At 60.9% G+C, this 23,781-nt stretch carries 24 protein-coding genes; 12 read left to right on the top strand and 12 right to left on the bottom strand.

Translation table 11 applies throughout. The features are described 5' to 3' along the window. Positions 1-77: 77 nt before the first annotated feature. The 5 genes from ACR809_RS20045 to ACR809_RS20025 are packed head-to-tail and all read right to left on the bottom strand — an operon-like array spanning position 78 to position 4,609. Positions 78-773 (bottom strand): ABC transporter ATP-binding protein, encoded by a 696-nt coding sequence (locus tag ACR809_RS20045; RefSeq protein ID WP_002890126.1) that lies wholly within the window; start codon positions 771-773, stop codon positions 78-80. Then, the gene (locus ACR809_RS20040) at positions 766-1,548 is read right to left on the bottom strand and encodes an ABC transporter ATP-binding protein (protein WP_004151354.1); all 783 of its coding nucleotides are present in this window, start codon (positions 1,546-1,548) and stop codon (positions 766-768) included. The genes ACR809_RS20045 and ACR809_RS20040 overlap by 8 nt, the downstream gene beginning before the upstream one ends. Beyond that, on the bottom strand, positions 1,535-2,584 hold the full coding sequence (locus ACR809_RS20035; protein ID WP_004144594.1) for a branched-chain amino acid ABC transporter permease: 1,050 nt from the start codon (positions 2,582-2,584) through the stop codon (positions 1,535-1,537). The genes ACR809_RS20040 and ACR809_RS20035 overlap by 14 nt, the downstream gene beginning before the upstream one ends. Beyond that, positions 2,584-3,483, bottom strand: coding sequence for a branched-chain amino acid ABC transporter permease (locus ACR809_RS20030; protein WP_002890128.1), 900 nt, complete (start codon positions 3,481-3,483; stop codon positions 2,584-2,586). The genes ACR809_RS20035 and ACR809_RS20030 overlap by 1 nt, the downstream gene beginning before the upstream one ends. 19 nt (positions 3,484-3,502) lie before the next feature. Then, entirely contained in the window at positions 3,503-4,609 is a 1,107-nt protein-coding gene (locus ACR809_RS20025) for an ABC transporter substrate-binding protein (RefSeq protein ID WP_162992558.1), read from the bottom strand. Between ACR809_RS20025 and ACR809_RS20020 the strand changes: the two genes are divergently transcribed. Further along, positions 4,602-4,745, top strand: coding sequence for a hypothetical protein (locus tag ACR809_RS20020; protein ID WP_004144596.1), 144 nt, complete (start codon positions 4,602-4,604; stop codon positions 4,743-4,745). The two genes, ACR809_RS20025 and ACR809_RS20020, sit on opposite strands and share 8 nt — an antisense overlap. 438 nt (positions 4,746-5,183) lie before the next feature. Here the strand turns inward: ACR809_RS20020 and eutC are convergent, their stop codons facing one another. Genes eutC through eat form a run of 3 tightly spaced genes read right to left on the bottom strand, consistent with a single transcriptional unit; the run spans position 5,184 to position 8,734 of the window. Next, on the bottom strand, positions 5,184-5,960 hold the full coding sequence (eutC, locus tag ACR809_RS20015) for an ethanolamine ammonia-lyase subunit EutC (protein WP_004147268.1): 777 nt from the start codon (positions 5,958-5,960) through the stop codon (positions 5,184-5,186). Next, on the bottom strand, positions 5,957-7,345 hold the full coding sequence (locus ACR809_RS20010; protein WP_004144598.1) for an ethanolamine ammonia-lyase subunit EutB: 1,389 nt from the start codon (positions 7,343-7,345) through the stop codon (positions 5,957-5,959). Before ACR809_RS20010 ends, eutC begins: the two co-directional genes overlap by 4 nt. 9 nt (positions 7,346-7,354) lie before the next feature. Beyond that, positions 7,355-8,734, bottom strand: coding sequence for an ethanolamine permease (gene eat / locus ACR809_RS20005; protein WP_021441262.1), 1,380 nt, complete (start codon positions 8,732-8,734; stop codon positions 7,355-7,357). 62 nt (positions 8,735-8,796) lie between these two features. Between eat and ACR809_RS20000 the strand changes: the two genes are divergently transcribed. The 7 genes from ACR809_RS20000 to tauD all read left to right on the top strand — a co-directional run bounded on the left by ACR809_RS20000 (position 8,797) and on the right by tauD (position 14,973). After that, a complete protein-coding gene (locus ACR809_RS20000; RefSeq protein WP_021441263.1) occupies positions 8,797-8,925 on the top strand; it encodes a hypothetical protein in 129 nt (42 codons plus the stop codon). Between the two features lie 82 nt (positions 8,926-9,007). After that, positions 9,008-10,417, top strand: a complete 1,410-nt coding sequence (gene mmuP / locus ACR809_RS19995) for an S-methylmethionine permease (protein ID WP_002890161.1) — start codon at positions 9,008-9,010, stop codon at positions 10,415-10,417. Next, positions 10,404-11,336: a homocysteine S-methyltransferase gene (gene mmuM, locus ACR809_RS19990; protein ID WP_004144601.1), complete on the top strand. Its 933-nt coding sequence runs from the start codon at positions 10,404-10,406 to the stop codon at positions 11,334-11,336. Before mmuP ends, mmuM begins: the two co-directional genes overlap by 14 nt. Positions 11,337-11,559: 223 nt before the next feature. Then, positions 11,560-12,522 carry a taurine ABC transporter substrate-binding protein gene (gene tauA, locus ACR809_RS19985; protein ID WP_002890192.1) on the top strand — a complete coding sequence of 321 codons (963 nt, stop codon included), beginning with the start codon at positions 11,560-11,562 and terminating at the stop codon, positions 12,520-12,522. An 11-nt stretch (positions 12,523-12,533) separates the two neighbouring features. Beyond that, on the top strand, positions 12,534-13,301 hold the full coding sequence (tauB, locus tag ACR809_RS19980; protein ID WP_002890194.1) for a taurine ABC transporter ATP-binding subunit: 768 nt from the start codon (positions 12,534-12,536) through the stop codon (positions 13,299-13,301). After that, positions 13,298-14,125 (top strand): taurine ABC transporter permease TauC, encoded by an 828-nt coding sequence (tauC, locus tag ACR809_RS19975; protein WP_004144603.1) that lies wholly within the window; start codon positions 13,298-13,300, stop codon positions 14,123-14,125. Before tauB ends, tauC begins: the two co-directional genes overlap by 4 nt. Then, on the top strand, positions 14,122-14,973 hold the full coding sequence (tauD, locus tag ACR809_RS19970) for a taurine dioxygenase (RefSeq protein WP_004147277.1): 852 nt from the start codon (positions 14,122-14,124) through the stop codon (positions 14,971-14,973). Before tauC ends, tauD begins: the two co-directional genes overlap by 4 nt. Positions 14,974-15,135: 162 nt before the next feature. Here the strand turns inward: tauD and ACR809_RS19965 are convergent, their stop codons facing one another. The 3 genes from ACR809_RS19965 to ampH all read right to left on the bottom strand — a co-directional run bounded on the left by ACR809_RS19965 (position 15,136) and on the right by ampH (position 19,800). Further along, the gene (locus ACR809_RS19965) at positions 15,136-16,854 is read right to left on the bottom strand and encodes a lysophospholipid acyltransferase family protein (protein ID WP_122051527.1); all 1,719 of its coding nucleotides are present in this window, start codon (positions 16,852-16,854) and stop codon (positions 15,136-15,138) included. A gap of 704 nt (positions 16,855-17,558) precedes the next feature. Then, positions 17,559-18,533, bottom strand: coding sequence for a porphobilinogen synthase (gene hemB, locus ACR809_RS19960; protein WP_040245734.1), 975 nt, complete (start codon positions 18,531-18,533; stop codon positions 17,559-17,561). Between the two features lie 106 nt (positions 18,534-18,639). Continuing rightward, positions 18,640-19,800 carry a D-alanyl-D-alanine-carboxypeptidase/endopeptidase AmpH gene (ampH, locus tag ACR809_RS19955; protein ID WP_004178722.1) on the bottom strand — a complete coding sequence of 387 codons (1,161 nt, stop codon included), beginning with the start codon at positions 19,798-19,800 and terminating at the stop codon, positions 18,640-18,642. A gap of 218 nt (positions 19,801-20,018) precedes the next feature. On the opposite strand from ampH, the gene ACR809_RS19950 reads away from it, so the two are divergent. The 3 genes from ACR809_RS19950 to ACR809_RS19940 all read left to right on the top strand — a co-directional run bounded on the left by ACR809_RS19950 (position 20,019) and on the right by ACR809_RS19940 (position 22,994). Beyond that, a complete protein-coding gene (locus ACR809_RS19950) occupies positions 20,019-20,531 on the top strand; it encodes an isochorismatase family protein (protein ID WP_072143249.1) in 513 nt (170 codons plus the stop codon). Between the two features lie 117 nt (positions 20,532-20,648). Next, on the top strand, positions 20,649-21,869 hold the full coding sequence (gene sbmA / locus ACR809_RS19945) for a peptide antibiotic transporter SbmA (RefSeq protein WP_002890204.1): 1,221 nt from the start codon (positions 20,649-20,651) through the stop codon (positions 21,867-21,869). An 18-nt stretch (positions 21,870-21,887) separates the two neighbouring features. After that, positions 21,888-22,994, top strand: a complete 1,107-nt coding sequence (locus ACR809_RS19940) for a DUF1615 domain-containing protein (RefSeq protein ID WP_004183146.1) — start codon at positions 21,888-21,890, stop codon at positions 22,992-22,994. On the opposite strand, the gene ACR809_RS19935 is transcribed toward ACR809_RS19940, so the two are convergent. After that, entirely contained in the window at positions 22,991-23,293 is a 303-nt protein-coding gene (locus tag ACR809_RS19935; protein WP_002890210.1) for a YaiY family protein, read from the bottom strand. The two genes, ACR809_RS19940 and ACR809_RS19935, sit on opposite strands and share 4 nt — an antisense overlap. A gap of 252 nt (positions 23,294-23,545) precedes the next feature. Here ACR809_RS19935 and ACR809_RS19930 point away from each other — a divergent pair, with 252 nt between their 5' ends. Next, positions 23,546-23,749, top strand: coding sequence for a DUF2754 family protein (locus tag ACR809_RS19930; protein ID WP_117079596.1), 204 nt, complete (start codon positions 23,546-23,548; stop codon positions 23,747-23,749). Positions 23,750-23,781 lie beyond the last annotated feature (32 nt).

Below are 23,781 nucleotides of genomic sequence, written 5' to 3'. Positions count from 1 at the left end.
CTTTGTGTAGCAAGAGACTGCCTGAGGTTGCGGCATCGCGGGAGGCGCCGCCGCAGCCCAGGCAGTTTTGACCATGCCTATCCCCCCAGATACATCCGCTTAATTTCCGGATTAGTCAGCATCTCCCGCGCCGCGCCTGACAAGGTGATCCGGCCATTCTCCAGGACATACGCCCGATCGGCGATCGCCAGCGCGGCCGTCGCATTCTGCTCCACCAGCAGCACCGTCATATTCTCTTCGCGCAGTTGCTTAATGATGCCGAACAGCTCGCCGACAATTTTCGGCGCCAGCCCGAGGCTCGGTTCATCCAGCATCAATAACACCGGCTCGCTCATCAGCGCCCGGGCGATGGCCAGCATCTGCTGCTCGCCGCCGCTCATGGTGCCCGCCATCTGATGGCGCCGCTCCTTGAGCCGCGGAAAGAGGGCGTACATGCGATCGCGCAGGCGGGCGTAGCCGGCGAGATTATTGTAAGCGCCCATGCGCAGGTTCTCTTCGATGGTCAGGTTGGTAAAGACGCGCCGTCCCTCCGGCACCAGCGCCAGCCCGCGACGCACGATCTGGTGGGTCTGGCTGCGTGAGATATCGTCGTTGAGGAAGCTGACGCGCCCACTGGAGCGCACCAGGTTGACGATCCCGTTCAGGGTGGAGGTTTTACCGGCGCCATTGCTGCCGATCAGGGTGACGATTTCCCGGTCATAGACGTCGATATCGACGCCCTTCAGACCCTGGATCACGCCGTAAAAGACCTTCAGTTCCCGGGCGTTAAGCATAATTGGCTTCTCCCAGATAAGCGGAAATGACGTCCGGATGCTGGATCGCCTCGGCCATCAGGCCGCTGAACAGCGGCTTACCGTACTCCAGAACCATCACCCGCTCGCACAGGCGGTTGACGAAGGGCATATCGTGCTCGATTAACAGGACGCTTAGCTGATAGTCATGGCGCATGCGGAAGATCAGCTCCGCCAGATCCTCGGTCTCCTTCGGGTTCATCCCGGCGGCCGGCTCATCGAGCAGGAGCAGCTTCGGCGCGGTGGCCAGCGCGCGGGCGATCTCCACTTTGCGCTGGTTGCCATAGCTTAGGTTTGTGGCCTGCATATGGGCGAAGTGGGCGATGCCGATATCCTCCAGGATGGCCATCGCTTTGGCTTTCGCCGCCCGCTCGGCCGGAAAGTAGCGACCAATATGCAGGGCCGCCTCCAGCAGCGAGTAGCGGCTGGCGCGGTCGAGTCCGACCATCACGTTCTCCAGCACCGTCATGGAGTTAAACAGGCGGATATTCTGGAAGGTGCGGGCGATCCCGGCGTTCACCACCTGGTTGGGCTTCAGCCCCTTCAGCGACGTGCCCGCCAGGGTGACGCTGCCGCTGGTGGGTTTATAGTTGGCGGTAATGACGTTAAACAGGGTCGTTTTGCCCGCGCCGTTAGGGCCGATAAGGCCAAAGATCTCCGCCTCGTCAACATGGAAGCTGACGTTGTCGATGGCCCGCAGGCCGCCGAACTGCATGGTGACGTCCTGCACCTGCAGGATAACGTTATTTTCCGCCATAGCCGCCGCTCCTTCTTCCGGTCTGCCAAATCTCTTTTTTCCCCAGCAGCCCCTCGCGGGCGAAGAGCATGATGATCAGCAACAGCAGGGAGAAGACCACCATTCGCAGGCCCGGGTACGCGCCGAGATCGTGACCGAAGAACTGCAGCGGCTGATCGAGGAAGCGCAGCCACTCGCCGCTGCCGACCACCAGCACGGTGCCGAGCAGGGCGCCGGTGGTGCTGCCGAGCCCGCCGAGGACGATAATAATCAGCAGCTGGAAGGTGAGCATAAAGTCGAACAGCCCCGGGGAAATGGTGGTCAGCAGGGAAGCCAGCAGACCGCCGCCGATCCCTTCGAAGAAGGCGCTGGTGGCGAAGGCGCAGGTTTTAATGCGGAAAGTGTTGACCCCCATGGCGATCGCCGCATCTTCATCGTCGCGAATAGCTTTCATCATCCGGCCATACTTCGACCACACCAGCTGGAGGATCATGCCGGTGGCCAGCAGGGCGAACAGCCCGCACCAGAACAGGAGATGCGGCTGCTGCGGAATATCGTTCAGCCCGATGGCGCCGTTGGTGATTTGCGGGTTGTTAATGGCGAGGATCTTGATGATAAACCCAAAGCCGAGGGTGACAATGGCCAGGTAGTCGCCACGTACCCGGAAGACCGGCACGGCGAGGCACACCGCCAGCGCCGCCGCGCACAGGCCGCTTATCAGCAGGGCGGGGAGGAAGCCCGCGTGCAGGCTGAGGATCCACGGGCTGGGGGCGGCCATTTCAAACATGTCTACCTTGCTGTCGCTGGAGAGGATCAGCAGGGCAGTCACGTAGGCGCCCACCGCCACGAAGCCGTTCGGCTCCAGCGACAGCTGGCCGGTCACGCCGTTGATCAGGTTGTAGCTGACCGCGAGGATCATAAAGATAAAAATGGTGCTGATGACACGAACAATGTAGTCATTGAAAACCACGTTGATTCCGGCCAGCAGCGCGATACAGATGACAATAATGACCAGGTTGCGCAGCTGCGCCCCGGCGGTCGTCGTCGCGTTGAGCATCAAAAACGGCTCCTTTCCAGACGTTCGTCGCCCATAATGCCGACCGGGCGGAACAAGAGGACCAGAATCAAGAACAGGAAGGCGAAAGCGTCTTTATAGCCGCCCAGTTCGGGGAAGATCGCCACGGCGACCACCTCGGTAAAACCGAGGATAAAGCCGCCCAGCACCGCGCCGGTGACGCTGCCGATCCCGCCCAGCACGGCGGCGGCGAAGGCCTTCAGGCCGATAAGCACGCCCATCAGGGGATCGATCGTCGGGTAGCTGATGGAGTAGAACACGCCGCCGAGCGCCGCGAGACTACTGCCGAGGGCGAAGACCAGGGAGATGATCCGGTTGGCGTCAATGCCCATCAGGCGCACGGTGTTGACGTCAAAGGCCACCGCGCGGATCGCCATCCCATAGCGGGTGCGGTACAGCAGCCAGAGGATCGCCAGCAGCAGCAGGACGGTGATCAGCGGCACAATCCACGCCACGTTGGTAATGATGACGCTGCCGAAGGCCCGGGTCTGGTTGAAAAAGTCAGGGGCGGAGAAGAAGCGCGAGCTGCCGCCAAACAGTACGTTAAACAGGTTTTCGAGAAAAAAGCTGACGCCGATGGCAGTGATCAGCATGGAGATTTTCGAGGCCTGACGCAGCGGACGATAGGCGACCCGGTCAATCAGCATACCAAACAGGCCGCACAGCCCGAGGGTCAGGAAAACGGCTACCCCGAAGGGTAGCCCAACCGAAGAAAATAAAAACAGCGTACTAAACGCGCCGACCATCATCACGTCCGCATGGGCGAAGTTGATCAGCCGCAGCACGCCATAAACCATCGTATAACCGATGGCAATCAGGGCGTACATGCCCCCAAGACTCATTCCATTGACCACTTGCTGGAGAAAAATGGCGCCGTCCATTTTGTAGCCTCGTCACAACTTAAGGGTTAACCACGGTACGAAACGCCAGCTTGCCATCTTTCACTTCGTTGATGACCGCGCTGCGAATGGCGTCGCCGTTCTGTAACGTCAGCGTGCCGGTCACCCCCTGGAAATCTTTGGTGGCGCGGATTTTTTCATTTACGCAGACCCGATCGTGGGGATCGCTGCACTGGTTCATGGCGTTGACGATGACGTTATAGGCGTCCGCCGCCATTGCGCCCCAGGTATGGGTCGGCTGCTGGTATTTGGCTTCCCAGGCTTTGATGAAGGTTTCCCCCGCCGGGGTCTGCTCTTTGGCGTTCGGCGAGTAATAATCGGTGGTCATATAGCCGTTGACCGCGTCTTTACCGACATCGAAGAAGACCTGATCCGCGGCCAGACCGTCGCCGCCCACCACCGGTTTGTTGAGCCCCAGCTGTTTAGACTGCACGGCAATCAGCGCCCCTTCGGTGTAGTAGATCGGCATGTAAATCATGTCGACATTCTTCGCCTTGACGCTCGCCAGCTGGGCTTTAAAGTCCTTGCTGCCGCCCGGGGCCTGGACCTCGATGGGAATGGTGCCGCCGTTTTTCAGGAACTGGGTGCGGAACGCTTTCGCCAGGCCGACGGAGTAGTCGTTGCTGCTGTCAAACACGATGGCGGCGGTTTTGGCTTTCAGATCGCGGGAGGCCAGATTGGCCCCGACCACCCCCTGGAAGCTGTCCGAGAAGCAGACCCGGCTGACGTAGGGATGGTTGCGGGTGACGCGGTCGTTGGTGGCGGTGGAGGAGACCAGCGGCGTTTTGCTGTCGTCGGCGATTTTGGTCATCGCCAGGGTGTTGGAGGAAGTGACTTCCCCGATCACGGCATCCACTTTATCGCTGGAGACCAGGCGCTGCATGGCGTTGGCCGCTTCGACTTTGTCGCTTTTATCATCGATAACGATAAGCTTGATGGTATCGCCATTTTTTAACGTCGGGGTAATGGCCTGAATAATGTCCAGCCCTTTCTGCGACGGCTGGCCATAGCCGCTGAGGGCGCCGCTCAGGGGTAATACCACCCCGATTTTAATTTCCCCTGCCTGCGCGCTGCTGGCGCCGACCAGCGCGGCAACCAGCGTGGCCATTAAAGACGCTTTCCCGGAAAACGATTTCATTGGTATTTCTCCGTCGGTCGATTATTTATCTTTAACCATCAATGACTGCATAACATTGAGGAATAATGCGCCAGCGTATCCGGCGAATTATTGGCTGTTATGTTGAATAGATAACGAGATATATACCCTAATTAATTCGAGTCGCATGAAGGCGGCAAGTAAGCGAGTCCCCAGACGCTTACAGAAGTAAGTGACTGGGGAGAGAACGCAGCCAACGCACATGCAACTTGAAGTATGACGGGTATTTTTAATGCGCTGATTTACCTTACAACGTCCGTTTCGTTTTTACTCATGCAATATTCTTATTACCTGCAGGGAAGGGCATAAGGCTGGCGACAACACGGTTTTTGGTACGGTGAAAGCATTTTGCCGGGGGGCGACTGGCGCCTTACCCGGCCTGAAAAATAAGCCATATAAACCGCTGGCACGGCTTCCGTAGACCCGTACCAGCGAAGCGCCGCCGGGCAATTTCAGCACGCGGCGGAATATAAAGTCAGGTGCACAAGATAATATTAAAAATCTATTCTGCTGCTCGCGTGACTTATTATTTTAAAGGGGGCAACGGTTTTATTTTACCATGCAGCGCCGGATTATCGCTTTCATCTTTCAGACCCACCCCGGTAAGCCGGCGCAAAAAAGCCTGCTCCAGCAGCCAGGCCAGTTTAAAGGCGGCGGCGTCATGGCTTAATCCCTCCGGCCGAATATTGGAGATACAGTTGCGCTCAGACTCCAGGCGCTGACGATGGGGCTGCCAGGTGAGGTAGACGCCGAGGCTGTCCGGCGAGGAGAGACCCGGTCGTTCGCCAATCAGGATCGCCACCGCGCGGGCTTTCAGGGTTTCGCCAATATCATCCCCCAGCGCCACCCGTGACTGATGCGCCAGCACCACCGGCGCCAGGCCGATACCCAGCGTCCGCAGATAGGGCAGCAGGGCGCGGATCAACGGCACCGCCTGGCGCTCTACCGCCCAGGAAGAGAGGCCGTCGCCGATCACCAGCAGCAGGTCGGCGGGGCGGACGCCGCTGGCGGCGAGGTCGGCGCGACTCTCATCGGCGAGCTGCCGCCCGAGATCCGGGCGCCGCAGATAGGTATGACGGTCCGGCGCGGCGCTGTGCACCGTCAGGGCCTCGAGGCCGAGCGCCGCCAGCGGCGCCACCAATTGTTGGCTGGCGAACGGCTGATGAATGGCATCCCGCGCTCTGGCGTGGGCCAGACCAAAGTTGAGGACTTCGCGGGTCGGCAGACTGGCGCCGCTGCGCCCCAGGGCGATCCGCGCATCGGTAAATTCACGCAGCGGGTTCCAGGCATCGGGACGGTTCATACGGAGGCTCCTTGCGGCAGGACGGACAGCAGCGGATGGCGGGCGTCGGTGAGCCGCAGCGCGCCGTGCGGATCGATAATCTGCATCTTCGCCAGCCAGTCGGCGAACTCCGGGGCATGCTTTAAGCCCAGCAGACGACGGGCGTACAGCGCGTCATGGAACGAGGTGCTCTGGTAATTGAGCATGATATCGTCCGCTCCGGGCACGCCTATCAGGAAGGTGAGCCCGGCGGCGCACAGCAAGGTCAGCAGGGTGTCCATATCATCCTGATCCGCTTCCGCGTGGTTGGTATAGCAGACGTCGCAGCCGATCGGCAGGCCCATCAGCTTGCCGCAGAAATGATCCTCCAGCCCGGCGCGAATAATCTGCTTGCCGTCGTAGAGATACTCCGGACCGATAAAACCGACCACGGTATTGACCAGTAGCGGTTCAAAGTGGCGGGCGACGGCGTAGGCCCGCGCCTCACAGGTTTGCTGATCGACGCCGTGGTGGGCGTTGGCCGACAGGCAGCTTCCCTGGCCGGTCTCAAAATACATCACATTGCTGCCGAGGGTACCGCGCCTGAGGCTCAGGGCCGCCTCGCGGGCCTCCTGCAGCATGGCAAGATTGATGCCGAAGCCGCTGTTGGCCGCTTCGGTACCGGCCACCGACTGGAACACCAGATCCACCGGCGCGCCGCGCTCAATCAGCTGCAGCGTATTGGTCACATGGGTCAGAATGCAGGACTGGGTAGGGATGGCGAAGCGCTGAATAATATCGTCCAGCATGACGTTCAGCTGCGCCAGCACCGGTAAGCTGTCGCTGGCCGGGTTGATGCCGATCACCGCGTCCCCGGCGCCGTACAGCAGCCCGTCGAGCATACTGGCGGCGATGCCTTTCAGGTCGTCGGTAGGATGGTTGGGCTGCAGGCGTACGCTGAGGTGGCCGGGCAGGCCGATGGTGTTGCGAAAGCGCGTCACCACCTGGCATTTGCTGGCGGCAAGGATCAGATCCTGATTGCGCATCAGCTTACTGACCGCCGCCGCCATCTCCGGGGTGATGGCGCGGGCGACCCGCTGCAGCGTGGCGGTATCGGTAGCATCATCCAGCAGCCAGTCGCGAAAATCGCCGACCGTCAGGTGACGCAGGGCGGCAAAGCCCTGCGCATCATGGGTGTCGAGGATCAGGCGAGTCACTTCGTCCTGCTCGTAAGGGATAAGCGGGTTGTCGAGAATGTCGGTCAGCGGCACCTCGGCGAGGGCCATTTTCGCCGCCATCCGCTCTTCGGCTGAGGTGGCGATAATCCCTGCGAGGGCGTCGCCGGAGCGGGCTGGCGACGCTTTCGCCATCAACGTTTTCAGACTATCAAAGCGCCATACCTGGCCCGATAGCGTGGTTTTATACATGCCGCCTCCTCAGGAGACCGTGCGCAGTTGAGGATCCACTGGCGCCCGTTCACGGGCCGCTGCGGTTTTGCGGAACCACAGGTAGCCGCCGAGCATCATCGCCGCGAAAATCAGCGCCAACAGCAGGTTATACCAGACCATCGCCACCAGGCAGAGCACCGCCATGCCGAGGGCAAAGGCCGGCGCCAGCGGGTAGAGCGGGGCGCGGAACGGACGGATCAGCTTCGGCTCGCTACGGCGCAGTTTGAACAGCGCCGCCATGGAAGTGATATACATAACAATAGCCCCAAATACCGACATGGTGACGATGCAGGCGGTCAGCGGCATGCCGCTGATGGTGATCAGCGAGTCGGAGAAGATCGCGGCGATCCCCACCACGCCCCCGGCAAGGATCGCCAGATGCGGGGTGCGGGTGCGGCGGTTGAGGGAGGCCAGCCCGGCGGGCAGATAGCCGGCGCGGGCGAGGGAGTAGATCTGCCGCGAGTAGCCCATAATGATGCCGTGGAAGGAGGCGACGAGGCCAAACAGCCCCAGCCACACCAGCATATGCAGCCAGCCGCTGCCGTTGCCCACCACCGTCTTCATCGCCTGGGGCAGCGGATCGTTAATATTGGACAGCGCGCGCCAGTCGCCGACGCCGCCGGCGAAGACCATCACGCCGATCGCCAGCACCGTCAGCGTCAGAATGCCGCCGCCCAGGGCGCGGGGAATGGTGCGCTGCGGATCTTTGGCCTCTTCGGCCGCCATGGAGGCCCCCTCAATGGCGAGGAAGAACCAGATGGCGAACGGAATGGCGGCGAACATCCCCGGCAGCGCCAGGCCGCTGAAGCTGTCCGCGCCCGCCCAGCCGTTAGTGGTGAAGTGGCTCCAGGAGAAGCCGGGGGCGACCACGCCCATGAACACCAGCAGCTCGAAGATGGCCAGCAGAGTGACGATCAGCTCGAAGGTGGCGGCGATGCCGACGCCGAGAATATTGAGCGTCATAAAGATCACGTAGGCCCCGCAGGCGACCCATTTCGGATCCAGCGCCGGAAACTGCACGTTGAGGTAGGCCCCGATGGCCATGGCGATGGCCGGCGGGGCGAAGACGAATTCAATCAGGGTGGCAAAACCAGCGATAAAGCCGCCGGTGGGCCCGAAGGCGCGGTAGGCATAGGCGAAAGGGCCGCCAGCGTGCGGGATGGCGGTGGTCAGCTCGGTAAAGCTGAAAATAAAGGCGCAGTACATGGCGGCGACCGCCAGGGCGACGACCATAAACCCCATCGTGCCCGCCTGCGACCAGCCGTAGCTCCAGCCGAAGTACTCCCCGGATATCACCAGTCCGACGGCGATCCCCCATAAACGAAAACTACCGAGCGTTCTTTTTAAGGTGGTGGTTTGCTCTGTCATACGTATTGCCTCGCCAGATAGAAAGGTGCTGAACGACAGGCTGCAAAGAGAGTGCCAGAACGTTGCCTGCCGCGATAAGGCGTCAGTCCGTGGCGCGCCCGCTGGCGCTGCGCAAAAATGGGGCAGGCTGCACGCTGTCGGCGCGCCCGCTGGTGCAGCGGCTTTGCTTTTTCAGCGGCGGCACGGTATAACACTTCTTCTTTTGGATGTTTAGATGTCTATACGTTTATACGCAGCATGACCCGGGCAAGCGGGCTGGCGTGAGAAAATAAAATGCAAAGCACAACACAACAACAAGGTGGGCAGCTGAAGCGCACCATGAAAACGCGCCATCTGATCATGCTGTCGCTCGGCGGCGTGATTGGCACCGGCTTATTCTTCAATACCGGCTATATCATCTCCACCACCGGCGCGGCCGGGACGCTGCTGGCGTATCTGATTGGCGCCCTGGTGGTCTGGCTGGTGATGCAGTGCCTTGGCGAACTGTCGGTGGCGATGCCAGAGACCGGCGCTTTCCACGTTTACGCGGCGCGATATCTTGGCCCGGCGACGGGCTATACCGTGGCGTGGCTCTACTGGTTAACGTGGACGGTGGCGCTGGGGTCGAGCTTCACCGCGGCGGGATTCTGCATGCAGTACTGGTTCCCGCAGGTGCCGGTCTGGATCTGGTGCGTGGTGTTCTGCGCAGTGATCTTCGGCCTTAACATCATTTCGACGCGCTTCTTCGCCGAAGGCGAGTTCTGGTTCTCGCTGGTGAAAGTGATCACCATCGTCGCGTTTATTATTCTCGGCGGCGCGGCCATTTTCGGCATCATTCCGATGCAGGATGGCTCCCCGGCGCCGGGCCTGCGCAATATCACCGCCGAAGGCTGGTTCCCGCACGGCGGCCTGCCGATCCTGATGACCATGGTGGCGGTGAACTTCGCCTTCTCCGGGACGGAGCTTATCGGCATTGCCGCCGGAGAGACGGAAAACCCGCATAAGGTTATTCCGGTTGCCATCCGCACCACCATCGCCCGGCTGATTATTTTCTTTATCGGCACCGTGTTTGTGCTGGCGGCGCTGATCCCAATGCAGCAGGCGGGAGTGGAGAAAAGCCCCTTCGTGCTGGTGTTTGAGAAGGTGGGCATCCCTTATGCGGCGGACATGTTCAACTTCGTGATCCTGACGGCGATCCTGTCGGCGGCTAACTCCGGCCTGTACGCTTCCGGGCGGATGCTCTGGTCGCTATCGAACGAGAAGACGCTGCCGGCCTGCTTTGCCAAAGTCAATAAACGGGGCGTGCCGGTGACCGCCCTGTCGGTGAGTATGCTGGGCGGCGTGCTGGCGCTGTTCTCCAGCGTGGTGGCGCCAGATACGGTGTTTGTCGCGCTGTCGGCGATCTCCGGTTTTGCGGTGGTGGCGGTGTGGTTGAGCATCTGCGCCTCGCACTTTATGTTCCGCCGCCGCCATCTGCAGCAGGGTAAGGCGCTGAGCGATCTGCAGTATCGCGCTCCCTGGTATCCGGTAGTGCCCGTTCTGGGCTTTGTGCTGTGCCTGGTGGCCTGCGTGGGCCTCGCTTTTGACCCGAGCCAGAGAATTGCGCTGTGGTGCGGGATCCCCTTTGTGGCCCTGTGCTATGGTGCCTGGTATCTTACTCGTTCACGGAATATGACTCAGGAGCCCCAACATGTCGCAGACTAATCCGTTTACCGCCCTGCTTGCCGCCCAGCCTTTCGTGCTGCTGGACGGCGCCATGGCCACCGAGCTGGAGGCCCGCGGCTGCGATCTGGCCGACAGCCTGTGGTCGGCGAAAGTGCTGCTGGAGAACCCGCAGCTGATCCGCGATGTGCATCTCGACTACTTTCGCGCCGGGGCGCAGGTGGCGATCACCGCCAGCTATCAGGCCACTCCGGCGGGCTTTGCCGCGCGCGGGCTGGATGAGGCGCAGTCCCGGGCGCTAATCGGCAAAAGCGTCGAGCTGGCGCGCAAAGCGCGCGAGGCGTACCTCGCCGAGAACCCGCAGGCCGGTACGCTGTTGGTGGCCGGTTCGGTGGGGCCGTATGGCGCGTTTCTCGCCGACGGCTCGGAGTATCGCGGCGATTATCAGCGCAGCGCGGCAGAGTTCCAGGCCTTCCACCGCCCGCGCGTCGAAGCGCTGCTGGATGCCGGCGCCGACTTGCTGGCCTGTGAAACCCTGCCGTCATTCGCTGAGATCCAGGCCCTGGCGGCCCTGCTGCAGGAGTATCCCCGCGCCCGCGCCTGGTACTCCTTCACGCTGCGCGACGCCGAACATCTCAGCGACGGCACGCCGCTGCGCGAGGTGATGGCCGCCCTGGCGGATAACCCGCAGGTGGTGGCGGTGGGGATCAACTGTATCGCCCTGGAAAATACGCCCGCGGCGCTGGCGCATCTGCACAGCCTGACGGCCCTGCCGCTGGTGGTCTATCCTAACTCCGGCGAACATTATGATGCGGTGAGCAAGACCTGGCACCATCATGGCGAAGCCTGCGCCAGCCTGGCGGATTATCTGCCGCAGTGGCTGGCGGCCGGGGCGAAGCTGATCGGCGGCTGCTGCCGCACCACGCCGAAGGACATCGCCGCGCTTAACGCGAAGCGCTAAGTTTTTGCCGGGTGGCGCTGCGCTTACCCGGCCTACATATTGCGCGAACCGTCGCCGCCGCCCGGCGCCAACCATCTGCCACTAACTCACCGCACAAAACCAACTATCCTTTCCCGCTTTTGTTCTAAAAACGATTCGCTATTAGCCAGAATTTTTAATTACTTCATCTCCATCCTGATGCCGGAAATACTGCACCTATAACAACTCAGGGGAAGCAGACATTATGGCATTCACATCGCGAATTACTCTTCTGGCGGCGCTGGCTGTTGCCGCCTTCCAGGCGCAGGCGGTCAACGTTACCGTGGCGTATCAAACCTCCGCTGAGCCGGCGAAAGTCGCCCAGGCGGACAACACCTTCGCCAAAACCAGCGGGGCGACCGTCGACTGGCGGAAATTTGACAGCGGCGCCAGCGTGGTACGCGCCCTGGCCTCCGGCGATGTGCAGATCGGTAATATTGGCTCCAGCCCGCTGGCGGTGGCCGCCAGCCAGCAGGTGCCGATTGAAGTGTTCCTGCTTGCCTCAAAGCTCGGCAACTCCGAAGCGCTGGTGGTGAAGAAAAGCATTACCAAACCGGAAGATCTGATCGGCAAGCGCATCGCCGTGCCGTTTATCTCCACCACCCACTACAGCCTGCTGTCGGCGCTCAAACACTGGGGCATCAAGCCGGGCCAGGTACAGATTATTAACCTGCAGCCGCCGGCGATTATCGCCGCCTGGCAGCGCGGGGATATCGATGGCGCTTACGTCTGGGCGCCAGCGGTTAACGAACTGGAAAAAGAGGGCAAGGTGCTGACCGATTCTTCTCAGGTTGGGGAGTGGGGCGCGCCGACCCTTGACGTCTGGGTGGTCCGTAAGGACTTCGCCGAGCAGCATCCGGAGATCGTCAAAGCGTTTGCTAAAAGCGCCATCGACGCCCAGCAGCCCTACATCGCCAACCCGGAGGCATGGCTAAAACAGCCGGACAACATCAGCAAGCTGGCGCGCCTGAGCGGCGTGCCGGAAGCCGATGTCCCCGGGCTGGTGAAGGGCAATACCTATCTCACCGCCGCTGAGCAGGCGCAGGCGCTGAACGGGCCGGTCAATCAGGCCATCGTCGATACCGCGCGCTTCCTGAAAGAGCAGGGCAAAGTGCCTGCGGCGGGAACCGATTATCGTCAGTACGTTACTGACCGCTTTGTGAAGTAAAGGAGGCGGCGATGCTGCAAATCTCGCATCTTTCCGCCGACTACGGCGGTAAACCGGCGCTGGCGGATATCAACCTGACGCTGGAGAGTGGGGAGCTGTTGGTGGTGCTGGGGCCTTCGGGCTGCGGTAAAACTACCCTGCTGAACCTGATTGCCGGATTCGTGCCCTATCAGCACGGCAGCATCACCCTCGAAGGTCAGCGGGTGGCCGGGCCGGGCGCAGAGCGCGGGGTGGTCTTCCAGAATGAAGGTCTGCTGCCGTGGCGCAATGTGCAGGATAACGTGGCGCTGGGCCTCCAGCTGGCGGGCGTGGATAAAGCGCAGCGCCGGCAAGCGGCGGCGCAGATGCTGAAGAAGGTGGGGCTCGAAGGGGCGGAAAAGCGCTTTATCTGGCAACTGTCCGGCGGTCAACGCCAGCGGGTGGGCATCGCCCGGGCGCTGGCGGCGAATCCGCAGCTGTTGCTGCTGGACGAGCCCTTCGGCGCGCTTGACGCCTTTACCCGCGAGCAGATGCAGACGCTGCTGCTGAAACTGTGGCATGAGACCGGCAAACAGGTGCTGCTGATCACCCATGATATTGAAGAGGCCATTTTTATGGCGACCGAGCTGGTGCTGCTGTCGCCGGGGCCGGGACGAGTGGTGGAGAGGCTGCCGCTTGATTTCAGCCGTCGCTTTGTCGCGGGCGAATCCTGCCGCAGCATCAAATCCGACCCGCGCTTTATTGAACAGCGGGAATACATTCTGAGCCGGGTGTTTGATCAACGGGAGGCTTTCTCATGAGCGTGGTACTGAACGACAAACCGCGTCAGTCGACGCTGAAGTGGCGCTGGCCGCTCTCCCGCCAGCTCACCCTCAGCGTGGCGACCCTGGCGGTATTGCTGGCCGTCTGGTGGGCGGTCGCGGCGCTGCAGCTGATTAGCCCGCTGTTTCTGCCGCCGCCGGGCCAGGTGCTGCAGAAGCTTATCACCATCGCCGGGCCGCAGGGCTTTATGGATGCGACGCTCTGGCAGCACCTGGCGGCGAGCCTGACGCGGATCGTTATCGCCCTGCTGGCGGCAGTGCTTATTGGCGTACCGGTGGGGATCGCCATGGGGCTCAACTCGACGGTGCGCGGGATCCTCGACCCGCTGATCGAACTCTATCGTCCGGTACCGCCGCTGGCCTACTTACCGCTGATGGTGATCTGGTTTGGCATCGGTGAAACCTCGAAGATCCTGCTGATCTACCTGGCGATTTTCGCGCCGGTAGCCATGTCGGCGCTGGCAGGGGTAAAAAGCGCGCAGCAGGTGCGGATTCGCGCCGCCCGTTCGCTGGGCGCCAGCCGGGCGCAGGTGCTGTGGCTGGTGATCCTGCCCGGCGCGCTGCCGGAGATCCTCACCGGGCTGCGCATTGGTCTCGGGGTGGGCTGGTCAACGCTGGTGGCCGCAGAGCTGATCGCCGCCACCCGCGGATTAGGATTTATGGTGCAGTCTGCCGGCGAGTTTCTCGCCACCGATGTGGTGCTGGCGGGGATCGCGGTGATTGCCATTATCGCCTTTTTACTGGAACTGGGTCTGCGCGCGCTGCAGCGGCGCCTGACGCCCTGGCATGGAGAAGTACAATGAGTGAACGTCTGAGCATTACCCCGCTGGGGCCGTATATTGGCGCGCAGGTGAGCGGGGCAGATTTAACCCGTCCGTTGAGCGACAACCAGTTTGAACAGCTGTATCACGCGGTGCTGCGTCATCAGGTGGTATTCCTGCGCGAGCAAAATATCACCCCGGCGCAACAGCGCGACCTGGCGCTGCGGTTTGGCGACCTGCATATCCATCCGGTCTACCCTCACGCCCCTGGCGTGGAGGAGATTATCGTCCTCGATACCCACAACGATAATCCGCCGGATAATGACAACTGGCATACCGATGTCACCTTTATCGACACGCCGCCCGCCGGCGCCATTCTGGCGGCGAAAGAGCTGCCGACGACCGGTGGGGACACCCTGTGGACCAGCGGCATCGCCGCCTGGGAAGCGCTGTCAGAACCTTTCCGGCAGCTGCTGAGCGGCCTGCATGCCGAACACGATTTCCGCAAATCGTTCCAGGAGTATAAGTACAACAAGACCGAAGCCGAGCATCGGCGCTGGCAGGAAGCGGTGGCGAAGCATCCGCCGCTGCTGCACCCGGTGGTGCGTACCCACCCGGTGACCGGCAAGCAGGCGCTGTTCGTTAATGAAGGCTTTACCACGCGAATTGTCGAGGTGAGTGAGAAAGAGAGCGCAGCGCTGCTGAACTTCCTGTTTGCTCATGTCACTAAACCGGAGTTTCAGGTGCGCTGGCGCTGGCAGCCGAACGATGTCGCTATCTGGGATAACCGGGTGACGCAGCATTACGCCAACGCCGACTATCTGCCGCAGCGGCGGATCATGCACCGGGCGACGATCCTCGGCGATAAGCCGTATTACCGGGCGGGGTAAGGCTTGTAGCCGGTTAAGGCATCAGCCGCGAGCCGCGGAGAACATTGCCCGCTGCTTTCCGGAGGCGTCGCCTGACGCGCCTTTTCCGGGCTACCGAACCGTCGGAAACGGTGAACCATAGCCCGGCTAAGGCGCAACGCGCCGCAAGCCGGGAAAAAGCGTTTATGCCGATTTTTGCGCACCCAGATGCGCGCCAATATAGCGCTGGTAGCGATTGGCCTTCAGGTAGGTGAGATCCACCAGCACCAGACCATCCACGCAGTTGTTGAAATCCGGATCGCTGCCGAAATCGATAAACTGCACGCCGCCCGGCTCGCACACTTCCGAGTACTGCTTATACAGCGGGGGGATCGCGCAGCCGAGATTGCCGAGCAGGGACTTCAGCCGGGCCAGATCGTCGTTGTAATCCTCCCCGCCAAACTGCGCCAGCACGTCGGGCAGCGACGCCGGATAAGGTCGACGCGACTCCGCCAGCGGATGCGTCGCCGGGAACCACAGCCGGTAGAACGCCACCAGCAGATCGCGGGCGGCGGGCGGCAATCCGCCAGAAATCGACACCGGACCAAACAGATAGCGATAGTGCGGATAGCGCGCCAGATAAGCGCCGATGCCGGACCACAGGTAGTCCAGCCCGCGACGCCCCCAGTAGCGCGGCTGGATAAAGCTGCGCCCCAGCTCAATGCCGTGCTGCAGGACATCGTCCATCCGCCCGTCGTAATGGAACAGACTGTAACTGTAGATCCCCTCCAGGCCGCGCTTTGCCAACTGGATAGCCGTCGGCATAAAGCGGTAAGCGCCGACGATCTCGAGGTCTTCTTCATCCCACAGGATCAGATGCAGATAGTCGTCGTCATACCCGTCGATATCCCGCCTTTTGCCGCTGCCTTCCCCGACCGCGCGGAAGGCGATTTCCCGCAGGCGTCCCAGCTCGCGCAGCAGCGGCGCGTCCTCCTGGCCGTTGCGCTGCCAGAGGTAAATCACTTTGCCATCGGCGGTGCGGCCCAGGCATTCGGCCTTGTGCAGTTCGCGTTTGAGCAGCGCCCGGTCTTCCGGACGGGCGATGGCGCTTTCTGTTTTAAACCGCCCCGGCAGCCCTTTGCGCAGCTGTTCAAGGTGCTGATAGCAGCGGCCGGTAAGCTCGCGAGCGCTGGACTGCGCATCGAACCAGTTCGACCAGGGGATCTGCTGGCCGATACGCACCGGCAGGCTGCTGTTGCGCCGGCGAAACATCTGCTGCATCAGCAGGAGTAGCGGCAGGTCGTCGGAGACCAGCGTGCTGGCGTAAAACAGGGCGCTGTTGCGGGCCTTAATCCACGCCGGCAGCAGCGGGGCGCGATATTTTGCCGCCAGCTTAATAAAGCCGGAGTGCCATTTTTTATCGCGGATACCGTGGCGGGTCAGACGGGAGACTTCCCCCGCCGGGAAGAAGATCAGCACCCCGCCGGCCTGCAGCTGCTGGTCCATCTGCTGCAGCGCCGCTTTAGCGGTGCGGCCATGAATATTGTCTACCGGGATAAACAGCGAGCTCAGGGGCTCAAGGTGGGTGAGCATGCGGTTGGTGACCACTTTGACATCGCGGCGCACGCGGGATACCGCATACAGGAGCGCCAGGCCGTCGAGGGTGCCGGTGGGGTGGTTGGCGATAATGACCAGCGGGCCATATTCGGGGATTTGTTCGAGATCGTGCGCCGGGATGGCACAGCGGATATTGAGGTATTCCAGCACCTGTTCGACCGTATCAAGCCCCTTCAGGTGGCGGTGACGGTCGGCAAATTGTTGAAACTCTTCCTCATAAAATAGCTTTTTTAACAGTTTCTTTTGCCAGGGGGCGGGCCTCGCCTGAGGCCACAGGTCATCGAGTACGTTGTCGAGACTAAACATAGTGGCTCCTCCTCCGTCCTGCCCAGACAGTAGAAGGTGGAGATGTCGTTCAGATTACAGTTGGGTGAAGTTTCGGTCGCAGCGGGGGAGACGACGAATAGGGAGACGTTTTTGTGCCGGGTGGCGGCTGCGCCTGACCCGGCCTACATGCGGGATGGGACTGCGGGCCCGGCAATCTCGTAGGCCCGCGCAAGCGTCAGCGCTGCCGGGCAATGGCAACGGGTAGGGAGACGTTTTTGTGCCGGGGGGCGGCTGCGCCTGACCCGGCCTACATGCGGGATGGGACTGCGGGCCCGGCAATCTCGTAGGCCCGCGCAAGCGTCAGCGCCGCCGGGCAATGGCTACGAGTAGGGCGCCGTTTTTGTGCCGGGTGGCGGCTGCGCCTGACCCGGCCTACATTCGTGATAGGCCTGCGGGCCCCGGTAAGGGGGTAGGCCCGCGCAAGCGTCAGCGCCGCCGGGCAATGGCAACGGGTAGGGAGACGTTTTTGTGCCGGGTGGCGGCTGCGCCTGACCTGGCCTATATGCGGGATGGGACTGCTGGCCCGGCAAGCTCGTAGGCCCGCGCAAGCGTCAGCGCCGCCGGGCAATGACAACGGGTAGGGAGACGTTTTTGTGCCGGGTGGCGGCTGCGCCTGACCCGGCCTACATGCGGGATGGGACTGCGGGCCCCGGTAAGCGCAGCGCCACCGGGGAGGGGCGGGTTTAACGGAGGATCTTTTTCTCGGCCAGATCGAGGGCGAAATAGCTGAAGATCAGGTCGGCGCCTGCGCGTTTGATAGCGCCGAGGCTTTCCAGAACCACTTTCTCTTCATCGATAGCGCCCGCCCGGGCAGCGAATTTGATCATCGCGTACTCACCGCTGACCTGATAGGCGCCGAGCGGCAGATCGCTGCGTTCGCGGATATCGCGCAGAATATCCAGGTAGGCGCCAGCCGGTTTCACCATCAGGCAGTCGGCGCCCTGGGCTTCATCGAGCAGCGACTCGCGAATGGCCTCCCGGCGGTTCATCGGGCTCATCTGATAGGTTTTCCGATCGCCCTTCAGCGCGGTACCGGCCGCTTCGCGGAACGGACCGTAGAAGGAAGAAGCGAACTTGGTCGAGTAGGACATGATCGCCGTATTGGTGAAGCCGGCGGCGTCCAGCGAGCGGCGAATCGCCTGCACCTGACCGTCCATCGCGGCGGAAGGAGCGATGAAATCCGCCCCCGCGGCGGCGGCGACAACGGCCTGTTTGCCGAGGTTTTCCAGGGTCGCGTCGTTATCCACCCCGTGGTCGCACAGCACGCCGCAGTGGCCGTGGGAGGTATATTCGCAGAAGCAGGTATCGGACATGACGATCATCTCCGGCACCGTGGACTTACAAATCCGCGACATACGCGCCACCAGACCATTTTCATTCCAGGTATCGCTGCCGGTGGCATCGGTGTGATGAGAAATACCAAAGGTCATCACCGAGCGGATCCCGGCGTTGGCGATGCGTTCGATCTCGCGCGCCAGATATTTTTCCGGAATGCGCATCACGCCGGGCATGGCCTCTATCGCTTTGTAATCATCAATTTCTTCTTCAACAAAGATCGGCAACACCAGGTCGTTCAAACTCAGTGTTGTCTCTTCAAACAGGGCGCGCAGCGCAGCGGATTGACGCAGGCGGCGGGGGCGAGTGATTAAATCTGTCATGGTTTGCCTGATTTTGTGAAATGAAAGACGATAGTGTAACTGAAATGGCAGCGGGATGTTTCGCCAAAACGATCGTTATGGCGCATCGGCGAAACCTTCCCCGGGCTTACTGGCTGGCCGTCTGCATGTTGGGCTGTGCGCCGCTCAGCTCGCTGACCAGGTCGTTGATGCCATCGCTCATATTGTTGAAGCGGGTTAACGGCGAGCGGGTTACCACTACAAAGGCGCCAACGTTAGCCTGCGGATTCATCGCCATATAGGTGATAAACCCGCCGCCGCCGCCGGTTTTCTGAATAATCCCCGGATGGCCGTTCTTCGGCTTCATATACACCCAGCCGAGGCCCAGCGCGTCTGCGCGGCCCGGCACGTCCATACCAATCACCCGGGTCAGCTGGTTACGCTGATAAATCAGCGTCTGCATCCGGTCGGCCTGCTGGCTGCGGGTATAGAAATCGGATGACAGGAACTGCTGCATCCAGCGCATCATATCCCCCGGCGTCGAGTAGACTCCGCCGCTGCCGATCGCCGCCAGGGTGTTGTTGCATGGGCTGGCGCCTTTTTCCGGGATCATCAGCCGCTGGCACTGATCCGGTGACGGGGTAAAGGTGGTGTCCTTCATCCCCAGCGGCCGGGTGATCTGTTCTTCAAACAGCTGCGGATACGGTTTGCCGGCGGCGGTGGAGAGCGCGTCCGCCAGTAAATCGAAGGCCAGATTGGAGTAGGCGGCCTGCGAGCCCGGCGCGGTCTTCAGGGTCGCGGTAGAGAGCCAGTTCCAGCGCTGCTGGCGGGTCGGCCAGACAAACACCGGACGATGAGCGGCGCCGCCAGGCTGCTCGCGCGGCAGGGCGCTGGTATGGGTCGCGAGGTTAACCAGGGTGATTGGTTTTCCCTGCCAGTCAGGCACCCGGGCGCCCGGCGGGGCGTATTTACTCAGCGGATCGTTGAGTTTCACCACCCCCTGGTCGAGCAGCTTCACCAGCATCTCGCTGGTCATCAGTTTGCTGAGGGAGGCGATACGGATCACCGAGTCGAGCTGCGGGTGCTGATTATTCCCCGGGCGGGTTTCGCCAAAGCTGCGAAAAACACGCTGATTGCCATCGATAACCACCAGCGCCATGCCGGTGGCGCCGCTGCCGTAGTAGATATGATTGGCGTAACGATCGACCACATCCGAGGCGAAAACCGGGTCAACGGTAGGCTGTGCGGCCTGCACCGAGGTCCACGACGCCGCGCACAGCGCAGCAAAAATGAGCAAACTACGTTTCAACGGAGATCATCCATTAAATAAATAAAAAGAAGAGGGTATTTATACTACGAAGTGGCGCAGAACAAAGCGGGATTCACGACATTCCTGCAGGAAAAAGGTAACTGTGCGTAAAAAAGACTTTTTTACGCTTTCGGATACCGGCTTTTTTCGCCGGCGCGTATGATGACCGTTTGGCTGAAGGTTCGTGGGAGAGAACAATGACGGCTCAACGGGTAGTGATGGTCGTGGATATGCAAAACGGCGTGTTCGCCACGCCGCGTCTGGCGCGCGAGCGCTGCGTCGCGCAAATTAATCGTCTGGTGCGCGCGGCGGACAAGGTTATTTTCATTCAGCATGATGAAGCCGGCGGCCTCGAAGCCGGCAGCGAAGGCTTTGCCCTGCTTCCTGAGCTGGAGCAGCCGGCTGGCGCGCTGTATGTCACCAAAACCGCCTGCGATGCCTTCTATCACACCTCGCTGGCGCAGGTGCTGGACGAACACGACATTCAGCAGTTCGTCATCTGCGGCTGCGCCACCGACTACTGCCTCGATACCACCATTAAAAATGGCGCCAGCCGCGGGTACGGTATTGTTATTGCGGAAGATGCCCACACCACCGCCGACCGCCCCGCCGCGCAGGCCGCGACGCTTATCGCCCACTACAATGAGGTGTGGCGTACGCTGACCATTCCTGGCAATCCTTTACAGGTGAAACCCACAGAAACAATTCTGCACGCATGGCAGCAGAACTAAGCTGTTGATATCCGGTCTTATCATTCGTCTGTCCCGCGAGGGCTCATCCACGCGGCGGCCGACGTATGCGTCGTACACAGCAATAGCAGAACGATAAGAAGTTAGCAGGAGACAATGATGTTTAAATCTTTTTTCCCCAAACCGGGGCCGTTTTTTATTTCTGCCTTTATCTGGTCGCTGCTGGCCGTGATCTTTTGGCAGGCGGGCGGCGGCGACTGGCTGCTGCGGGTCACCGGGGCATCGCAAAATGTGGCGATCAGCGCGGCGCGCTTCTGGTCGCTCAACTATCTGGTGTTCTACGCTTACTATCTGTTTTGCGTCGGCGTGTTCGCGCTGTTCTGGTTTGTCTACTGCCCGCACCGCTGGCAGTACTGGTCGATTCTCGGCACCTCGCTCATCATCTTCGTCACCTGGTTTCTGGTGGAAGTCGGGGTGGCGATCAACGCCTGGTATGCGCCGTTCTACGACCTGATCCAGAGCGCGCTGGCCACCCCGCATAAGGTCAGCATCAACCAGTTTTATCAGGAAATCGGCGTCTTTCTCGGCATCGCGATCATCGCGGTGATTATTGGCGTGATGAACAACTTCTTCGTCAGCCACTACGTCTTCCGATGGCGCACGGCGATGAACGAGCACTATATGGCCCACTGGCAGCATCTGCGCCATATCGAAGGCGCCGCGCAGCGTGTGCAGGAAGATACCATGCGTTTTGCTTCCACCCTCGAAGATATGGGCGTGAGCTTTATCAACGCGGTGATGACCCTGATCGCCTTCCTGCCGGTGCTGGTGACGCTCTCCGAACATGTTCCCGACCTGCCTATCGTCGGCCATCTGCCGTATGGCCTGGTGATTGCCGCTATCGTCTGGTCGCTGATGGGTACCGGCCTGCTGGCGGTGGTGGGGATTAAGCTGCCGGGCCTGGAGTTTAAAAACCAGCGCGTGGAAGCGGCCTATCGTAAAGAGCTGGTTTACGGCGAGGACGATGAAACTCGCGCCACGCCGCCGACGGTGCGCGAGCTATTCCGCGCGGTGCGTCGCAACTATTTCCGTCTCTATTTCCACTATATGTATTTCAATATCGCCCGCATCCTCTATCTGCAGGTGGATAACGTTTTCGGCCTTTTCCTGCTGTTTCCGTCGATCGTTGCCGGTACGATTACCCTCGGGCTGATGACGCAAATTACCAACGTCTTCGGCCAGGTGCGCGGCTCGTTCCAGTACCTGATCAGCTCGTGGACAACGCTGGTGGAACTGATGTCCATCTACAAACGTCTGCGCAGTTTTGAACGCGAGCTGGACGGCAAACCGCTGCAGGAAGCGATCCCGACATTACGTTAATCAAGACAAGGAAGCATAATGGCCGCACGTTTATCGCGCATTATTCCCGTTTCATTGACGCTGCTGGCGGCCATGGCGCTGAGCGCCTGTACCAGCCAGCAGGCTCCGGCGCTGAAAGAGGGCGAGAAGCCTGTTGACGTGGCGTCGGTGGTGCGGCAGAAAATGCCAGCCAGCGTCAAGGATCGGGAGGCCTGGGCGCAAGCCATCGCCACCGCGTTTGACAGCCAGAAGCTGGCGCCGACGGAAGAAAACGTCTGCTCGGTGCTGGCGGTCGCGCAGCAAGAGTCTAACTATCAGTCCGATCCGGTGGTGCCGGGGCTGAATAAAATCGCCTGGCAGGAAATTGACCGCCGGGCGGAAAAAATGCACATTCCGCCGTTTCTGGTCCATACCGCGCTGAAGATCACCTCGCCAAACGGTAAAAGCTATAGCGACCGTCTGGACAATGTGAAGACGGAAAAGCAGTTGAGCGCCATTTTTGATGACTTTATCGGGATGGTGCCGATGGGGCAGAAGCTGTTCGGTTCCCTTAACCCGGTGCACACCGGGGGGCCGATGCAGGTCAGCATTGCTTTTGCCGAGCAGCACACCTCCGGCTACCCGTGGAAAATGAACGGCACGGTGCGCCAGGAGGTCTTCAGTCTGCGCGGTGGCCTGTGGTTTGGCACCTATCATCTGCTGAACTATCCGGCCAGTTATAGTGCGCCATTGTACCGCTTTGCCGACTTCAACGCCGGCTGGTACGCCAGCCGTAACGCCGCCTTCCAGAACGCGGTGGTGAAAGCCAGCGGGGTAAAACTGGCGCTCGACGGCGACCTTATCCGCTACGACAGCGAGGAGCCGGGCAGCACCGAGCTGGCGGTGCGTCGCCTGGCGAGCCAGCTGGGGATGAGCGACAGCGAGATCCATCGTCAGTTGAAAAAGGGCGACAGCCTGGCGTTTGAGAAGACCGATCTCTATCAGCAGGTTTTCCGTCTCGCCGAGAAAAAGGCGGGCAAAACCCTGCCGCGGGAGATGTTGCCAGGGATCCAGCTGGAGAGTCCAAAAATCACCCGAAATCTGACGACGGCGTGGTTTGCGAAACGGGTTGATGAGCGGCGGGCAAACTGTATGGCGCGGCGTTAACGGCGCTGACGCCAGCGCACGATAAGCGCCAGTACCCCGATGAACGTGCAGCCGATCAGGAAAGGGATCAGACCAAAGAGGGTACCCACGGCGAGGCTGATGTCGACTTGCGGACGGCTGGCGTCCTGGGCTTGCATCAGGCGTTCAAATACCCCCGGGGCGTGGATCAGCATGCTGAGCATCTGCGCGCCGGCCCAGCAGCAGATCAACACGAACAGCCCGTAGGCGACATGGCTGCCGGTCAGCGCGCCCCTTTTTTTATTTCCCAAAAGCGATTTTGAAAAACTGAATTCAGCCATAGGCCCTCCCACATCTGCGCTGCTGGTTTTTTCTCCAGCTCTATGTCAGGTATTCTGGCAGTCAGGGGCCATCATCAGTATCAGATTGCTGGTAATTGCCGTCCAGGAATAATCCTGTTTTCGCCGTTGTGTTAACCGCGCCACAGGAGCACAAAAGGGAGAGCGGCGTCGCAATCCAGCAACATTCTCCATATCGCTACAGACCGCCGCGGGCGGCTATGCGAAGATGCGTTTTTTGCTGTTGGAGGCCGCATGAAGCTCACTGATAAAATTCGCCGCGATTGGCACTACTACGCCGTGGCGCTGGGGTTGATTTTTATTCTTAATGGCGTGGTGGGGCTGCTGGGGTTTGAAACTCAGGGGTGGCAATCCTACGTCGTCGGTCTGATCACCTGGGTCATTAGCTTCTGGATTGCGGGCTTTGTGATCCGCCGCCGCCCGGCAGAAGAGGCCTGAGGCCGCCGCTGCCAGGCGGGGTAAAACGCGTT

This window comes from Klebsiella sp. CD33, assembly GCF_051992865.1.
Lineage (GTDB): Bacteria > Pseudomonadota > Gammaproteobacteria > Enterobacterales > Enterobacteriaceae > Klebsiella > Klebsiella pneumoniae.
The sequence above is the reverse complement of the archived record's forward strand: the minus strand, read 5'-3'. Positions and strand labels throughout refer to the sequence as shown.

Bases quoted from the DNA above. Each gene is read 5' to 3' on its own strand.
- ACR809_RS20045 (WP_002890126.1), bottom strand. From the start codon at position 773: ATGCTTAACGCCCGGGAACTGAAGGTCTTTTACGGCGTGATCCAGGGT.
- ACR809_RS20040 (WP_004151354.1), bottom strand. From the start codon at position 1,548: ATGGCGGAAAATAACGTTATCCTGCAGGTGCAGGACGTCACCATGCAG.
- ACR809_RS20035 (WP_004144594.1), bottom strand. From the start codon at position 2,584: ATGCTCAACGCGACGACGACCGCCGGGGCGCAGCTGCGCAACCTGGTC.
- ACR809_RS20030 (WP_002890128.1), bottom strand. From the start codon at position 3,483: ATGGACGGCGCCATTTTTCTCCAGCAAGTGGTCAATGGAATGAGTCTT.
- ACR809_RS20025 (WP_162992558.1), bottom strand. From the start codon at position 4,609: ATGGCCACGCTGGTTGCCGCGCTGGTCGGCGCCAGCAGCGCGCAGGCA.
- eutC (WP_004147268.1), bottom strand. From the start codon at position 5,960: ATGAACCGTCCCGATGCCTGGAACCCGCTGCGTGAATTTACCGATGCG.
- ACR809_RS20010 (WP_004144598.1), bottom strand. From the start codon at position 7,345: ATGTATAAAACCACGCTATCGGGCCAGGTATGGCGCTTTGATAGTCTG.
- eat (WP_021441262.1), bottom strand. From the start codon at position 8,734: ATGACAGAGCAAACCACCACCTTAAAAAGAACGCTCGGTAGTTTTCGT.
- mmuP (WP_002890161.1), top strand. From the start codon at position 9,008: ATGCAAAGCACAACACAACAACAAGGTGGGCAGCTGAAGCGCACCATG.
- mmuM (WP_004144601.1), top strand. From the start codon at position 10,404: ATGTCGCAGACTAATCCGTTTACCGCCCTGCTTGCCGCCCAGCCTTTC.
- tauA (WP_002890192.1), top strand. From the start codon at position 11,560: ATGGCATTCACATCGCGAATTACTCTTCTGGCGGCGCTGGCTGTTGCC.
- tauB (WP_002890194.1), top strand. From the start codon at position 12,534: ATGCTGCAAATCTCGCATCTTTCCGCCGACTACGGCGGTAAACCGGCG.
- tauC (WP_004144603.1), top strand. From the start codon at position 13,298: ATGAGCGTGGTACTGAACGACAAACCGCGTCAGTCGACGCTGAAGTGG.
- tauD (WP_004147277.1), top strand. From the start codon at position 14,122: ATGAGTGAACGTCTGAGCATTACCCCGCTGGGGCCGTATATTGGCGCG.
- ACR809_RS19965 (WP_122051527.1), bottom strand. From the start codon at position 16,854: ATGTTTAGTCTCGACAACGTACTCGATGACCTGTGGCCTCAGGCGAGG.
- hemB (WP_040245734.1), bottom strand. From the start codon at position 18,533: ATGACAGATTTAATCACTCGCCCCCGCCGCCTGCGTCAATCCGCTGCG.
- ACR809_RS19950 (WP_072143249.1), top strand. From the start codon at position 20,019: ATGGTCGTGGATATGCAAAACGGCGTGTTCGCCACGCCGCGTCTGGCG.
- sbmA (WP_002890204.1), top strand. From the start codon at position 20,649: ATGTTTAAATCTTTTTTCCCCAAACCGGGGCCGTTTTTTATTTCTGCC.
- ACR809_RS19940 (WP_004183146.1), top strand. From the start codon at position 21,888: ATGGCCGCACGTTTATCGCGCATTATTCCCGTTTCATTGACGCTGCTG.
- ACR809_RS19935 (WP_002890210.1), bottom strand. From the start codon at position 23,293: ATGGCTGAATTCAGTTTTTCAAAATCGCTTTTGGGAAATAAAAAAAGG.
- ACR809_RS19930 (WP_117079596.1), top strand. From the start codon at position 23,546: ATGAAGCTCACTGATAAAATTCGCCGCGATTGGCACTACTACGCCGTG.